The sequence below is a fragment of the Rufibacter sp. JT20002 genome (assembly GCF_056491185.1).
This window is the reverse complement of sequence record NZ_JBSZJY010000003.1, coordinates 61,091-75,801: the sequence shown is the minus strand read 5'-3', so window position 1 is coordinate 75,801 and position 14,711 is coordinate 61,091. Positions and strand designations below refer to the sequence as shown.

The window sequence follows — 14,711 nt, the reverse complement described above, 5'->3', positions numbered from 1 at the left end:
TTCGCTGCATCTGAGTTCTCCATTTCCTTATGGTTTGGGTGCCTTGGACTAAAACCAAGCTGAAAACACCTGACTTAGGAGTTTAGATAAGCAGGAGAAGCTATTTCAAGCTTGATTTCTTTAAAACTGGCTTAAAACGGGTCTGGGCAGATCACGGAACAATCGTTACCTTTGGGGCTTAGTTTCTAAAGAACAGATACAATGCTTCGTTCACACACCTGCGGCGAATTGCGCCTCGAGAATGTTGGTCAGGAAGTGACCCTGACCGGTTGGGTACAGAAATCACGCGATAAAGGCGGCATGCTTTGGGTTGACTTGCGCGACCGTTACGGCATCACGCAGCTGAGCTTGGAAGAAGGTGTTTCTGAGGCTCAGACCTTAACGTTGGCTCGTACCTTAGGTCGTGAGTTCGTGATTAAGGCCACTGGCACCGTAATTGAGCGCGTGTCTAAAAACGACAAAATCGCCACTGGCGACATTGAGATAAAAGTAACCACGCTAGAGGTTCTGAATCCTGCCAAACTGCCACCGTTCCTGATTGAAGACGAGACCGATGGTGGTGATGACCTGCGCATGAAGTACCGCTACCTGGATTTGCGCCGCTCACCCGTGCGCAAGAGCCTGGAACTGCGCCACCGCATGGCCCAGCAAACCCGCTCTTACCTGGACGGACAGGGCTTTATTGAGGTGGAAACACCGGTATTGATTAAATCTACGCCTGAAGGTGCCCGCGACTTTGTGGTGCCCAGCCGCATGAACCCGGGCGAGTTCTACGCCTTGCCGCAGAGCCCGCAGACGTTCAAGCAGCTGTTGATGGTATCAGGCTTTGACAAGTATTTCCAGATTGTGAAATGCTTCAGAGACGAGGACCTACGCGCCGACCGTCAGCCGGAGTTCACCCAGATTGACTGCGAGCTTTCCTTCGTGACCCAGGAAGACATCCTGAACACCTTTGAAGGCTTAGTGAAGCACCTGTTCCGCACCGTAAAGGGCATAGAACTGGCCGACTTCCCGCGCATGACCTACGCCGATGCGATGCGCCTTTACGGCTCTGACAAACCAGACACCCGTTTCGGGATGCAGTTTGTGGAGCTGAACGACGTGGTAAAAAACAAAGGCTTCAAAGTATTTGACGATGCCGAATTGGTGGTAGGGATTAACGCTAGTGGCAGCGCTTTCTACACCCGTAAACAGATAGATGAACTGACTGATTTCGTGAAGCGTCCCCAGGTAGGAGCCACCGGTCTGGTGTACGCCCGCGTGCAGGAAGACGGCAGCGTGAAATCAAGCGTGGACAAATTCTACTCACCCGAGGATTTGCAGCAATGGGCCCAAGCGTTCAACGCCCAACCCGGCGATTTGCTGTTAATCTTAGCCGGAGGCGCTGATAAAACCCGCAAAGCCTTGAACGAACTTCGCCTGGAGATGGGTACCCGCTTAGGTATGCGCGACAAAGAAACGTTCTCTACCCTCTGGGTGCTGGACTTCCCGCTCTTGGAGTGGGACGAGGAAAGCAACCGCTACCACGCTATGCACCACCCGTTCACATCGCCTAAGCCTGAGGACATGGACCTGATTGACACCAACCCCGGCGCGGTGCGCGCTAATGCTTATGACATGGTCATTAACGGCGTGGAAGTAGGCGGTGGTTCTATCCGTATCCATGACCGCGCCGTGCAGTCCCGCATGTTCGATTTGCTTGGTTTCACTACCGAGGAAGCCCAAGCGCAGTTCGGGTTCCTACTGGATGCTTTTGAGTACGGCGCGCCTCCGCACGGTGGTATCGCCTTCGGGTTTGACCGTCTGTGCTCCTTGTTTGGTGGCGCTGACTCCATCCGTGACTTCATCGCGTTCCCTAAAAACAACTCGGGTCGTGATGTCATGATTGATGCTCCTTCTCCTATCGCGCAAGCGCAGTTAGATGAATTGCAGATTGACACTCGCGTGAAATAATTGCTGATTGTTTATTGCTGATTGCTATAGAAAGCCGGTGAGGTCCTAGAGACTTCACCGGCTTTTCGTTTTTAAGCTGTTTTGTGGAAAGTAGGCCAGAAATGTAGCGTCGTTACCCTGTAACGACATGGTTCTACGCAGCAATACCAATCCAACCCGTTAAGAACCTTCTTCAGCAATGTTGTTTTAAGTACAGGTTTGATGCAAACCATGGGTTATTGTTCCATGGAAACACGTCGTTACAGGGTAACGACGCTACATTCCTGTTTTGTGCCACTTCCATTAAAATAGCCCAAAAACGCTTTTCCAATCTTTCCTGCCGTTCACCCCTTCCAATAACCGCTCATCATATTTTGCTTCCACACCAGGCCTTCAGGTAGCACCTTTGTTTCAATTAATCACAGAAACAATCAAACTCCATAAAGCCATGAAAGCAAAAATTACTTCTATCCTTGTTCTATTCTTATTCCTCGCCATTCAGGTGCAGGCCAAAACGCCTTCATTCAAAGTGGTGAAATCGGGGAAAGGACCCGCTATGATTTTAATTCCTGGCCTGAACTCAGCGGGCGAAGTGTGGGACGAGACGGTAGCGCATTACCAGAAAAACTATACTTGCTATGTGTTGACCTTGCCTGGCTTCGCGGGGCAGCCTGCCGTGAAGACTAACCACTTCCTGAACAGCGTGCGCGACGAGATTATCGCCTATGTGCAGGAAAACAAGCTGAAAAAGCCGGTACTGGTGGGGCATAGCCTGGGCGGTTACATGGCACTGGCCCTAAACGTGAAAGCCCCTGAGTTGTTCGGGAAGACGGTGGTGGTAGACGGCTTACCTTTCATTGGGGCCGTTCAGAATCCTACCGCCACGGTAGAAACCATCAAACCCATGGCCGACCAGTTCCGCAAGGCGATGGCGACGCCGAACCCCGCTGCGCAACAGCAGCAGGAAGCCAGCTACGGCATCTCTATGGCCACCGACTCAGCGAACATCAAGAAGATTATTGAATGGGGCAGAAAATCTGATTATAACACCACCGGCCAGGCCATGTACGAGATGTACCTCTCAGACCTACGCCAAGACGTTGCCACTATCAAAGCACCGGTGTTGGTGTTGGGTGCCTGGGCCGGATACAAAAATTACGGCGTCACCAAAGACATCACCACCAATATGTATAAAGCACAATTTGCTAAATTGCCTGGCGCCCAAGTGAAAGTAGCCGATACCGCCAAGCACTTCATCATGTATGATGAGCCCACCTGGATGTTCGCGCAGATGGACGCTTTCCTCAAGAACTAAAGAACACCTGGTTAATGACCGCCTCACGTCAGCAAAAATGGTATTGGGTCTGCCAAGCAATTGGTTGGACCTGCTACCTGTTTATAGGCCTCCTGATGAGCTTCCTGTTCTTCAAAAAGCAAGCGGGCATGTACGCCGTACAGTTTGTGGGCACCGCTGTTTTCTTCGGCACCACGCACCTGCAACGGTACTTACATCGCAAGCATCGCTGGCTGGAGCTTCCTCTGGGCAAAATGGTTTTGCTGGTGCTGGCCTACAATGCGGTGGCGTCTATCACGTGCCAGTTGCTGGTCTGCCTTTTCATGATGAGCATTGGCATGTTCACTTTAAAGGAATTCAGCTTCGGATATCTGGTCATGTACTCGGCGAACGGTCTGGTGATTCTTAGTTTCTGGTCTACCATTTACTTTGCGTTCCAAGCCATTCAGCGCTGGAAGGAGAAGGAAGTAGAAGCTTGGAAGCTGCAACTGTCCTTGAAAGAGGCCGAACTGCAGGCTATCCGGTCGCAACTGAACCCGCACTTCCTGTTTAACAGCCTCAACAACATCCGGTCACTGGTGCTGGTAGACCAGAACAAGGCGCGGGAGATGATTACCCGCCTTTCGGCTATGATGCGCTACGTGATTGGCTATAACCGGAATAATCTGGTGAGCGTGGCCGAGGAGCTTGATTTCTTAGACCATTACGTGGCGCTGGAGAAGATTCACTTTGAAGACAAGCTCGATTTCTCCTGCCATGTGGAAGCATTGGTTAAGAACGCGGCCATACCTCCGTTGGGCATTCAATTGCTGGTGGAGAATGCCATCAAGCACGGCATTGGGACCCAAGCCAAAGGCGGAAAAATTCAGCTGTCCTTGCACCGGCAGAACGGACATTTACGGGTACAGGTAGAGAATACCGGCATCCTGGATGCATCCTCCGCTTCTAAAGGAATTGGCCTGCAACGGTTGCTGGAACGCGTGGCGCATTCCCTAGACCAACCCGGCACCTTTGCCCTCACTCAAACAAGTGACCACAGTGTGACTGCCACACTCACCCTTCCCTGGAAAGACTATGAAAATCTGCATCGTTGAAGACTCCCGGCTGGCCCGGCTGGAACTGAAACACCTCTTAGCCAAATTCCCTGACTTGGAACTAGTGGGTGAAGCCGAAAACGCCGAAGAAGGCATTGAATTGATTGAGTCCTTTCGGCCCGACTTACTTTTCCTGGACATTCACTTACCCCAGAAAAGCGGTTTCGAACTGCTGGAAGCCTTGGAGTACACGCCGCAGGTCATCTTCACAACCGCTTACGACCAATACGCCCTCAAAGCCTTTGAGCGGAATGCGCTGGATTATCTCATGAAGCCCATCGAGGAAAGCCGCCTGCGTCAAGCCGTGGAGAAAGCCATGGCAAAGCAAGAAGCTCCCAAATCTGCCGCTCCTACTTCCCTGCTAAGCGAAGAAGACCGGGTGTTTGTCAAAGACGGCGAGCGCTGCTGGTTTGTGGCCCTGAAACAGGTACGCATGATGGAGTCTAACGGCAATTACGCCTTCCTGTACTTTGAGAAAGAGCGCCCCTGCATTCTCAAAACCCTGAACTACCTGGAAAGCCGCCTGGACCCCAAAGTCTTCTTCCGGGCGAACCTTCAGCAGATTATCAACGTCAATTTTATTGAGCAGATTAATCCCTGGTTCAGCGGCAGCATTAAAATTCAACTGAAAGGCGGCGAGGAAGTGGAAGTTTCCCGAAGACAGACGCAGGTATTCAAGGAGCTGATGAGTTTGTAAGTGTGTTCTGGACCTGGTTTGAAGTAAACAGACCCAAAACACACTTTTTTAGTACCTTCCCTTCTCAGTTCTTTATGCCATGAAGTATTCTATCCTGTTCCTATTGTCTATTATTTGCTTTCAAGGCCTAGGCCAAACAACTCCTAAACGTTCTTTGCAAGAACTTATTAACACCAAAGAACCGGGCTGGGAATTAGTTACTACCTGGATGAAGGACGCGAAGAACAAAGTAGAGATTCTCCCCAAGACGCAGTCTAATGCTGAAGCCGCTTTGTTGCAGGCACAAGTAACAACCCGTTCTCCTATGGGAGCCATTATCTATAAAACAGGAGGCATTCTGATTGATGATGGTTGGATTAGAATCTTAGGGTCTGGTTCCTCCCGCCTTCCAAGAAGCCTAATGGCATGGAACAAAGACAAATCTTTCTTGCAGGAAGGCGAACAGCCCTCGTTCCTGTTAATTGCAGACGATGCGCTAGGCGGGTTCTTTGCCGTTAATGCGGGAGGCATTAGTGAGAAAAAGATTGGCAAAGTCTTTTATCTATCTCCTGACAATCTCCAATGGGAGTCTACTGAACTTGGCTACTCTGAGTTTCTCCAGTTCTGCTTCTCCGCCAACTTGTACGGTTTTTACGAGAGCATGCGTTGGAATGGCTGGGAAACAGACGTAAAGCAGCTTGCTGGTGACCGGGGCATCCATTGCTTTCCCTATCTCTGGACCTCCGGAGGAAAAGACATTAACAAGGTTAGCAGAAAAGATGTACCTATTGAAGAACTTTGGTACCTGTATAGTGGCCAAAAGAAGTAGAGACAAGGCATGCCTTGTCTCTACGGAATCGGCTAAAACAGCAAGGTCATTTAAAGCCTGTTGTCCTAAAACTAACCCTAAACCCTATAAATGAGAAGAGGCACCCTAAGGTGCCTCTTCTCATTTATAAAAAGCTATTTTAAAGCTTACAGCAAATCGTTGAACAAGCCGGGTACAACGCCCATCAGCACGGTCAAAACCACCAAGGAAATCAAGGTAAAGGTAGCCAAAGGGTCAACCGCAATGCGGGTTCCTTCTGCGTCTCTCATGTACATGGCAATGATGACTCTGAAGTAGTAGTAGATACCTACGGCAGACATCAGCACGGCTACGATAATGAGCCAAATCATATCTTGTTCCAGCGCCGCCGAAAAAAGGAACACCTTTCCGAAGAAACCACCGGTTAACGGGATACCTGCCAACGACAGCATGGCAATGGTCATCACGAAAGCTAGCAACGGGTTGGTCTTACCTAGGCCATTAAAAGAAGTGTAGTCATCTGAACCACGTTCATCGGCTACGTACTTCAACACGCCAAAGGCAGCGATAGTCGCTACGGCATAGGCCAGAGAGTAGAACAGAATGGCATTCTCAGAACGGTCGTTGAACGAAGTCAAAGCAATCATCAGGTAACCGGCGTGCGAGATACTGGAATAAGCCAGCATCCGTTTCATGCTGTTCTGTGCCACTGCCCCAATGTTTCCAATCAACAAAGTTAAAACCGTGATGGCTACTACTGTTGGGAACCACTGGTCATACACGCCTCCAAAAGCTGCAGACATCAGTTTATAGAAAGCGGCAATACCAGCAGTCTTTACTACGGTAGACATATAGCTCGTGAAAACGGTTGGCGTTCCTTCATACACGTCTGGGGTCCAGAAGTGGAAAGGCGCGGCTCCAATCTTGAAGGTGATACCCACCAAAACAAGCAATAAGCCCATCAACAGCAACGGAGCCGTGGCCGGGTCCATGTTGGTAGCAGCAGCGGCAATGTCTGTCAAATAGAAAGCTCCGGTGGCTCCGTACAACAAAGCAATCCCGAACAAGATGATCCCGGTAAAGAACGAACCCATCAGGAAGTACTTCATGGAAGCTTCGTTGGACAGGATGTTGCGCTTATCAGAACCAGCAATGATGTACATGCTGATGGACATGATCTCGATGCCCACAAACAGAATCAGCAGGTTTTCATACGATACCATCATGATGCCACCAACCAACGAGAATAGCAGCAGGGAGTAATATTCCGCCAGGTTAGAGTTTTCGGCTACCACATAGCTGCGGGAAAATGGCAGGATGAACAACGTGGAAAGCACCATCACCACGGTAAAGCCCACGGAGAAGTTGTCAGTGGCCAGCATGTTGCTGAAATAGCTTTGCGGCTGGTTCCAGTCAAACAGGGTGACACCCAAGGCTACTGCTAAGAACAGCAATACCACAGGCATAAGCACCTTTTTAGATTTCATGAAACCTACAAAGAGGTTCAGGATACCGAATATGGAGAGTAGAATAATTGAGGTCATGAGCAGGTAATTTCCTGGGTTAAAATAGCGTCAGGGTTAGCGTTTGATCACGTCCAATAGTTTAAGAACGGCAGGTTCAGAAATCATTAAAAACGTGTTTGGGTGCAAGCCAATCCAGAACACCATCACTACCAACGGCACCAACACGGCTTTCTCGTTGAAGGTCAAATCAGTGAAGCCTTGGGTAATTTCGTTCTTCTCGCCAAACATCACGCGCTGGAACATGCGCAACATGTACACGGCTCCAAGAATGATGGTAAGACCGGCAACGGCACCCATCCAGGCATTGTATTGGTACACGCCCATCAGCAACAGGAACTCGCCCACAAACCCGTTGGTTAACGGTAAGGCCACGGTTCCTAACAAGAGCACCAGAAACGTCACGGACAAGAATGGAGTATTCTGCGTTATACCACCCATAGCGGCAATCTCGCGGGTACCGGTGCGGCTCTGGATAATGTCAATGATAAAGAACATACCCACTACGTTCACGCCGTGGCTCAGCATCTGAATCATGGCACCCTGTAATCCGTGGTGGTTCAAGGTAAACAAACCAGCGGCAATCAAGCCCACGTGCGAGATAGACGAGAACGCCACCAGTCGTTTCATGTCCTGCTGACGGATGGCGATGATGGCACCGTAGATAATCCCGATGATGGCTAACACCAGCGCCACGTCTGCCCATTGGCTTACGCCTAATGGTACCACCGGTAATAACCAGCGTAAAGCTCCGTAAATACCCATTTTCAGCATGATCCCAGACAAGAGCATAGTACCAGCGGCCGGAGCCGTGGTGTAGGTATCAGGCTGCCAAGTATGGAAAGGGAATACCGGCATTTTAATAGCAAAGGCAATGAACAGGAACCAGAACAACCAGCTTTGAGTACCGGCATCCAACACTAATTGGTAGAAAGCAACTTCTTCAGAACTGTGCGTGCCCGGTGTCTGGAAGTACAGGTACACAAAGGCAGCCAGCATGAACAAACTTCCGAAGACGGTGTAGATAAAGAACTTGAACGTAACGCGCACCCGGTTCTCACCGCCCCAAATACCGGCAATAAAGTAGATTGGAATAAGCGCTACCTCCCAGAAGAAGTAGAACACAAATGCATCTAAGGCGGTGAACACGCCCAGCAGACCCGTTTGCATGAACAGGATGAGCGCGTAGAAAGAAGAAGGCTTCTCGTAGGTGTGCTTGGCCGTAGACAGGATAATCAACGGAACCAGAAACACGGTCAACAACACCATGAGTAAGCTGATGCCGTCAATGCCCACTTTGAACATGATGCCGGCATTGGCAATCCAGGGTTCATTGAGCAGGAATTGGGTACTTCCGTTCGGAACGAAGTTAATCCAGGCCCATACGCCCAGCACCAGTTCCACCAAGGCAGCCCCGAAAGCAATCTTCCGGGCTCCAGGACCTTTTACCAACAGTACCAGCAGTGCGGCCAACGCGGGCCATAAGATTATTAAAGCGGTTAACATGTTTGGCAATATCAGTTAATAAAGTTCAGCAATAAGATTAACGCGATGCCCAGCACCATCAGGAGCAAGTAAGAACCAGTGGCACCGCTCTGCACAAAGCGCAGCGAACGACCTCCGCCCAACGTGGCTTTCCCGAAACCGTTCACAATTGGGTCAATGATGCCTTTCTCCACGAAGCGGTACAGCCCGGTAGATAAGCCCATCACTGGTTTCACAAACAGCCCGTTGTAGAGTTCATCCACGTAGTATTTGTTGTACACCAGTTTATGCAGCGGCGACAAAGCAGCGCCTTCCTCGGCAGGAACCGTTCTTTTCTTACCGTAGATGAAGTAAGCTAGAATAATAGCTACTACTGCCACCCCTACGGATACTGCCATCAGCATGTATTCGGTCTCGTGCGACAGGTGATGCGCTTCAAACGCGCTTGGTACGGCTCTTCTGGCCAATTCATACACCGGCGACAGGAAGTTTCCCAACATATGGTTTTCGCTGAATACCGCTGGCAAGCCCATGAACCCACCGATTGTAGATAGAATTGCCAGAATGATCAACGGAATAGTCATCACCGCTGGAGATTCGTGCAAGTGATGGCGCTGCTCCTCGGTACCCCGGAAATTTCCGTAGAACGCCAGGTACAACAGACGGAACATGTAGAACGCGGTCATGAACGACGTCAACACCCCGAAGCCCCACATTACTTTGCTGTGCACAAACACGTGCGCCAACAACTCGTCTTTAGAGAAGAAACCAGCAAACGGTGGAATACCAGAGATAGCCAGCGTTCCAATTAAGAAGGTGATAAACGTAACAGGTAAAGCTTTCTTCAGACCGCCCATTTTGCGTAAATCCTGTTCGCCGCTCATGGCGTGAATCACACTACCGGCACCCAGGAAGAGAAGGGCTTTGAAGAAGGCGTGCGTTAATACGTGGAACAGCGAAGAGGAGTACGCCATCACACCCAAGGCTAGGAACATGTATCCTAACTGGCTCACGGTAGAGTAAGCCAATACTTTTTTAATGTCGTTTTGGAAAAGACCAATAGTAGCCGCGAACAAAGCCGTAGCTAAACCAACAATGGCCACAATCTCCAAGGTATCTGGTGCCAGCGTGTAGAGCACGTTGGAACGGATAACCATGTAAATACCGGCCGTCACCATGGTAGCGGCGTGAATCAAGGCAGAAACTGGAGTTGGACCCGCCATTGCGTCTGGTAACCAGGTGTAGAGCGGCAACTGCGCTGATTTACCCATGGCACCAACAAACAGCAACAAAGTAATGGCAATCACTACGCCGTCGTTCACCTCACTCAGCTGAGAAGCCTGGTTGAACACCTCGCCATAAACGACACTGCCGTAGGTTTGGAAAATAAGGAAGATACCCAATAAGAAGCCTAAGTCACCAATGCGGTTGATAATGAAAGCTTTTTTAGCGGCGTTGTTGTATGGAGTGACTTTGTTCCAGAACCCGATGAGCAGGTACGAGCAAAGCCCTACGCCTTCCCAACCCACGAACATCATTACGTAGTTAGACCCCATCACCAATAGGAGCATGGAGAACACGAACAGGTTCAGGAAAGAGAAGAATTTACCGAAGTTCTCGTCATGGCTCATGTAGCCTGCCGAGTAGATGTGAATCACGGAACCAACGCCCGTTACCAACAGCAGCATAATCAGCGACAATTGGTCAATCTGGAACGAGAACGGAATGCGGAGGGCACCCACGTGTATCCAGTTGAAGATATCTGTGGTGTACGGACGGTTGCCGTAGCCTTCAAAACCGAAGAAAAGGTACAGAGAAAGCAGGAATGAACCGATTACGGTGGCACAGCCAATCAGTCCCGCCAGCCCTTTCGGCAATTTCCGGTTACCCAGACCGTTAATCAGAAACCCGATTAGCGGCAGGAGCGGAATCAGCAAACACACCCAGGTCATCTCAGCGTTGTTTGCCGGCAAAATAAATTCTTGCATTTGTTAAAACGTAAATGGAACGGTATTCTTTAGAGATTCAGTAGAGCAGGAAACCCGCTTTACCATTTCAATTTGTTCAGGATGTTGATGTCTGTAGACCGAACGTTCCGGTAAATCATCACAATAATGGCCAAGCCCACGGCCACCTCGGCGGCAGCCACCGCCATGATGAAAAACACGAAAATCTGTCCGTTGGGGTCTGAACGATAAGACGAGAAAGCCGTCAGCAACAGATTGACGGAATTGAGCATGAGCTCAATGCACATAAAGATAATGATAGCGTTGCGGCGGGTGAGAACCCCAATAATCCCGATACAGAAAAGAGCGGTGCTGAAAAACAGATAATAGTTCAGCGGGATGGTCCTTATGACCTCAGGAATTTCGTTCATGCGTTATAATCGTTCTTGAAAAAGACCTTGGCTTTGCTGTAGCAAGAGCGGCCAAAGTTATTCCCATTTTTTGGTAAAACCATATTAAAAGCCATCCTCTGCAGGGTAGCTTGTATTCTTCTTTTGGCGTTTTAGGGCTATTTTAGAGAAAAAGCCTCTGAAACGATTAGCTTCTTGCCAGCAGGGCTATCCTATTTTGGGCTGTTTTCAGGAAATCAACCTTGAAAAGGCTTGTAGCAGCGGCAATAAAAAAGGACAACATAAAAGCTGTCCTTTTTCAGCCTCCCGCAGGAGACTTAGAATCTATTTTGCTCGCCCGGCTCGCGCTTGCCCAGCATTACTGCTCCGGCCATAGCCGCCAGGAACAACACCGATGCTAACTCAAATGGCAACAGGTAGTCTCTGAAAAGCACTTTCCCCAGGTTCTCCACCATACCAATCTGCGAGTCAAACACGGCTGTGGTAGTCATTTGGGTGTTCACGTCCTTTAACGCGGCAATCATCACCACAAACAAGATACCTCCGGCAATGGCCGCGGCAATCTTGCTTAATACCGGTTTGTGCTGCTCGGTGTCTTCGCGCATGTTCAGGAACATGATCACGAAGAGGAACAACACCATGATGGCGCCCATGTACACAATGAAGTTTACCGCCGCCAGGAACTGGGCATTCAGAAGAATGTAGTGACCGGTTAAGGCGAAGAATGTCAGAATCATGAACAGAACGCTGTACACCGGGTTTTTGGAGACAACTACCCCAATGGCCGCGAACAAGGTTAAGAAAGTGAGAAAGTAAAAGAAATTACCCGTCATAGTTTTGGATGATATGCGCTTGTATTCGGCGGATTATTGGTTTTGAATGGGCATGGGCTCTACCAGACGGTCTTTGCCGTAGATGAACTCATCACGCTCGTAGCGGGCCGGAGCCACTTTGTCGTTCTGCAGGAAGATGGCCGCCTTAGGACAGGCTTCTTCGCACAGACCGCAGAAAATGCAACGCAACATGTTAATCTCGTAGCTGATGGCATATTTCTCTTCGCGGTACAAGTTCTCCTCGCCACGCTTGCGCTCACCGGCTACCATGGTAATGGCCTCGGCCGGACAAGCCACCGCGCACAGACCACAGGCCGTGCAACGCTCTCTGCCTTTTTCGTCACGCTTTAACACGTGCAAACCACGCCACACCGCACTCATTGGGCGGGTTTCCTCAGGGTATTTAATGGTAGCTTTCTTCTTGAAGAAGTGACGCATGGTGATAGACAAACCCTGGAAAATTGCCGGGAGATACATTCTCTCGGAAAAATTCATGGGTTTCTTCTCCAGCTTTTTCGCTCTATTACTAAGTGATTGCATGTCTCTTATAAACTTTAAATGATGGGTAGAGGAGCAAAAACTCCTCTCCTACTCATAATGTCTTTAGAACAACTCTGCCTTTAACAGAATAGCTCCGCCGGTCACGATTACGTTCAGGATAGACAACGGAATCAAGATTTTCCAGCCCAGGTTCATCAACTGGTCATAGCGGAAACGCGGTAAAGTCCAACGTACCCACATGAAGAAGAAGATGAAAAAGAAGATTTTAGCGAATAGCACTATCGTTCCCAAGATGGTCACCACGTTATGCGGCAAGCCTAATTGGTTCATGAACGGGAAGTTGTAACCGCCAAAATATAAAGTTGCCATTACCGCTGAGGCCACGAAGATGTTCACGTACTCTGCGAACAGGTACAAGCCCATGCCCATAGAGCTATACTCGGTGTGGTAACCACCTACTAACTCCGTCTCGCACTCAGGTAAGTCAAAAGGAACACGGTTGGTCTCCGCGAAGGCACAGATGATAAAAATCAGGAAGCCTACCGGTTGATAGAAGATGTTCCAGTTCAGTCCAGACACCCCAAACAGCTCTTGTCCCTGCTGCGCCGCGATGTCCCGCATAGAAAGCGTACCAGTTACCAATAACAACGCGATGATGGACATACCCATGGCCAGCTCGTAGCTGATGTTCTGCGAAGCCGCTCGGATAGCGCCTAACAGCGAGAACTTGTTGTTGGAAGCCCAGCCACCAATCATGATGCCATACACGCCCAAAGCCACAATACCGAACACGTACAGAATACCGATGTTCACCTCAATGGCCTGTAAGTGAATCGCCTCACCACCAATGATTAGGGTACCCCCAAACGGAATCACCGCACTGGACATACAAGCCGTTAACATAGCCAGCGAAGGACCGGCAATAAACAGGAACTTGTTTGCATTGGCCGGCACAAACTCTTCTTTGAAGAACAGTTTCACCGCATCGGCCAGCGGCTGCGCCAGACCAAACGGACCCGCACGGTTAGGGCCTACGCGGTCCTGGATGAAGGCTGCCACTTTCCGCTCAGCGTAGGTGGAGTAAGTAGCAATCAGCAACGTAATACCGAAAACGGCAAAGATGATGAGCCCTTTGATTAATAATAAGGATAGCTCCATTATACTTGTCTTCCTAGGTTAAAAGGAGTGGATTGTAAGTCTTCTTCGGTTGAGCCTGGCAAGTTCGGAATCACGTCCACGTTCAGCACCGGTAACTCGTAGTGGTTCGCAGAAATCACCGACGTACGGGCAATCTTGCGTGGTCCTTCAATGGTCCAGTCATTCGGGTCTTTTTTGTCAAAGCGGCACGTGTTACAGATGAATTCCTGCACCTCGTTGTACTCGTCTTTCCGGGCCGTTACGCGCAACACATCGTTCCCACGCATCCACAGCACTACTTTGCCGGAGCAAGTAGGGCAATCGCGGTGCGCATCAACCGGTTTGGTGAACCACACCCGGTTTTTAAAACGGAACGTCTTATCGGTCAAGGCTCCTACCGGACACACATCAATGACGTTCCCAGAAAATTCGTTATCGATGATGTTTTCAACGTAGGTTCCAATCTCGGCGGCATCGCCACGGCCTAACACACCGTGCACGCGTTTCTCGGTCAATTGGTCAGCGGTGTACACGCAACGGTAGCACAGAATGCAACGTGTCATGTGCAACTGCACTAATGGGCCGATGTCTATTTTATCAAAGGTGCGGCGTTCTTCTTCGTAACGGGTACCGGACGTGCCGTGCTCGTAAGCGAAGTTCTGCAAATCACACTCCCCAGCCTGGTCGCAGATAGGGCAATCCAATGGGTGGTTGATTAAAAGCATTTCCACTACGCCTTTGCGGGCGGCTAATACATCTGGGTTGGTGGTGTTTTCCACCACCATTCCGTCTTGTACCGGGGTAATGCAAGAAGCGACCAATTTAGGCATCGGACGCGGGTCTTTCGCAGAACCAGCTGCTACCCGAACCATACAGGCGCGGCATTTTCCGCCGGTTCCTTTTAAAGGGGTATAGTAGCACATGGCTGGGGGCACCACCTCGCCGCCGATTTTACGGGCTGCGTTGAGGATGGTAGTTCCTTCCTCTACCTCCACCTCTATGCCATCAAACGTTATTTTTACCATGTTAAATTTATCGTTGATTGCTGATTGCTACATGTAGTAAACTTCAG

Annotated in this window: 13 protein-coding genes; 5 read left to right on the top strand and 8 right to left on the bottom strand. The window is 49.9% G+C overall.

Features of this window, described 5'->3' with window-relative positions; all coding sequences use genetic code 11:
- Positions 1 to 201 precede the first annotated feature (201 nt).
- The 5 genes from aspS to ACW9SV_RS14205 all read left to right on the top strand — a co-directional run bounded on the left by aspS (position 202) and on the right by ACW9SV_RS14205 (position 5,825).
- Entirely contained in the window at positions 202 to 1,953 is a 1,752-nt protein-coding gene (gene aspS / locus ACW9SV_RS14225) for an aspartate--tRNA ligase (protein ID WP_479557441.1), read from the top strand.
- Between the two features lie 427 nt (positions 1,954 to 2,380).
- On the top strand, positions 2,381 to 3,247 hold the full coding sequence (locus tag ACW9SV_RS14220; RefSeq protein ID WP_479557440.1) for an alpha/beta fold hydrolase: 867 nt from the start codon (positions 2,381 to 2,383) through the stop codon (positions 3,245 to 3,247).
- Positions 3,248 to 3,261: 14 nt separating this feature from the next.
- Positions 3,262 to 4,320, top strand: coding sequence for a sensor histidine kinase (locus ACW9SV_RS14215; protein ID WP_479557439.1), 1,059 nt, complete (start codon positions 3,262 to 3,264; stop codon positions 4,318 to 4,320).
- Positions 4,301 to 5,017 carry a LytR/AlgR family response regulator transcription factor gene (locus tag ACW9SV_RS14210; protein ID WP_479557438.1) on the top strand — a complete coding sequence of 239 codons (717 nt, stop codon included), beginning with the start codon at positions 4,301 to 4,303 and terminating at the stop codon, positions 5,015 to 5,017. Before ACW9SV_RS14215 ends, ACW9SV_RS14210 begins: the two co-directional genes overlap by 20 nt.
- 154 nt (positions 5,018 to 5,171) lie before the next feature.
- Positions 5,172 to 5,825 carry a DUF2625 domain-containing protein gene (locus tag ACW9SV_RS14205; protein ID WP_479557437.1) on the top strand — a complete coding sequence of 218 codons (654 nt, stop codon included), beginning with the start codon at positions 5,172 to 5,174 and terminating at the stop codon, positions 5,823 to 5,825.
- A 146-nt stretch (positions 5,826 to 5,971) separates the two neighbouring features.
- On the opposite strand, the gene ACW9SV_RS14200 is transcribed toward ACW9SV_RS14205, so the two are convergent.
- From ACW9SV_RS14200 to ACW9SV_RS14165, 8 genes are all read right to left on the bottom strand, one after another.
- Positions 5,972 to 7,348 carry an NADH-quinone oxidoreductase subunit N gene (locus tag ACW9SV_RS14200; RefSeq protein WP_479557436.1) on the bottom strand — a complete coding sequence of 459 codons (1,377 nt, stop codon included), beginning with the start codon at positions 7,346 to 7,348 and terminating at the stop codon, positions 5,972 to 5,974.
- A 36-nt stretch (positions 7,349 to 7,384) separates the two neighbouring features.
- Positions 7,385 to 8,833 (bottom strand): complex I subunit 4 family protein, encoded by a 1,449-nt coding sequence (locus tag ACW9SV_RS14195; protein ID WP_062543830.1) that lies wholly within the window; start codon positions 8,831 to 8,833, stop codon positions 7,385 to 7,387.
- 11 nt (positions 8,834 to 8,844) lie between these two features.
- Positions 8,845 to 10,800, bottom strand: a complete 1,956-nt coding sequence (gene nuoL / locus ACW9SV_RS14190) for an NADH-quinone oxidoreductase subunit L (protein ID WP_479557435.1) — start codon at positions 10,798 to 10,800, stop codon at positions 8,845 to 8,847.
- Positions 10,801 to 10,859: 59 nt separating this feature from the next.
- On the bottom strand, positions 10,860 to 11,189 hold the full coding sequence (gene nuoK, locus ACW9SV_RS14185; RefSeq protein ID WP_479557434.1) for an NADH-quinone oxidoreductase subunit NuoK: 330 nt from the start codon (positions 11,187 to 11,189) through the stop codon (positions 10,860 to 10,862).
- Positions 11,190 to 11,485: 296 nt separating this feature from the next.
- On the bottom strand, positions 11,486 to 12,001 hold the full coding sequence (locus ACW9SV_RS14180; protein ID WP_149092020.1) for an NADH-quinone oxidoreductase subunit J family protein: 516 nt from the start codon (positions 11,999 to 12,001) through the stop codon (positions 11,486 to 11,488).
- A gap of 33 nt (positions 12,002 to 12,034) precedes the next feature.
- Positions 12,035 to 12,496 (bottom strand): NuoI/complex I 23 kDa subunit family protein, encoded by a 462-nt coding sequence (locus ACW9SV_RS14175; RefSeq protein WP_479557433.1) that lies wholly within the window; start codon positions 12,494 to 12,496, stop codon positions 12,035 to 12,037.
- Positions 12,497 to 12,604: 108 nt separating this feature from the next.
- Complete coding sequence (gene nuoH / locus ACW9SV_RS14170) at positions 12,605 to 13,660, bottom strand: NADH-quinone oxidoreductase subunit NuoH (RefSeq protein WP_479557432.1); 1,056 nt, start codon at positions 13,658 to 13,660, stop codon at positions 12,605 to 12,607.
- Positions 13,660 to 14,664, bottom strand: a complete 1,005-nt coding sequence (locus tag ACW9SV_RS14165; protein ID WP_479557431.1) for an NADH-quinone oxidoreductase subunit G — start codon at positions 14,662 to 14,664, stop codon at positions 13,660 to 13,662. The genes nuoH and ACW9SV_RS14165 overlap by 1 nt, the downstream gene beginning before the upstream one ends.
- Between the last annotated feature and the right edge of the window lie 47 nt (positions 14,665 to 14,711).

Coding starts and splice junctions, on each gene's coding strand:
- aspS (WP_479557441.1), top strand. CDS start 202: ATGCTTCGTTCACACACCTGCGGCGAATTGCGCCTCGAGAATGTTGGT.
- ACW9SV_RS14200 (WP_479557436.1), bottom strand. CDS start 7,348: ATGACCTCAATTATTCTACTCTCCATATTCGGTATCCTGAACCTCTTT.
- ACW9SV_RS14210 (WP_479557438.1), top strand. CDS start 4,301: ATGAAAATCTGCATCGTTGAAGACTCCCGGCTGGCCCGGCTGGAACTG.
- nuoL (WP_479557435.1), bottom strand. CDS start 10,800: ATGCAAGAATTTATTTTGCCGGCAAACAACGCTGAGATGACCTGGGTG.
- ACW9SV_RS14175 (WP_479557433.1), bottom strand. CDS start 12,496: ATGAATTTTTCCGAGAGAATGTATCTCCCGGCAATTTTCCAGGGTTTG.
- ACW9SV_RS14195 (WP_062543830.1), bottom strand. CDS start 8,833: ATGTTAACCGCTTTAATAATCTTATGGCCCGCGTTGGCCGCACTGCTG.
- ACW9SV_RS14180 (WP_149092020.1), bottom strand. CDS start 12,001: ATGACGGGTAATTTCTTTTACTTTCTCACTTTCTTAACCTTGTTCGCG.
- ACW9SV_RS14165 (WP_479557431.1), bottom strand. CDS start 14,664: ATGGTAAAAATAACGTTTGATGGCATAGAGGTGGAGGTAGAGGAAGGA.
- nuoK (WP_479557434.1), bottom strand. CDS start 11,189: ATGAACGAAATTCCTGAGGTCATAAGGACCATCCCGCTGAACTATTAT.
- nuoH (WP_479557432.1), bottom strand. CDS start 13,660: ATGGAGCTATCCTTATTATTAATCAAAGGGCTCATCATCTTTGCCGTT.
- ACW9SV_RS14215 (WP_479557439.1), top strand. CDS start 3,262: ATGACCGCCTCACGTCAGCAAAAATGGTATTGGGTCTGCCAAGCAATT.
- ACW9SV_RS14220 (WP_479557440.1), top strand. CDS start 2,381: ATGAAAGCAAAAATTACTTCTATCCTTGTTCTATTCTTATTCCTCGCC.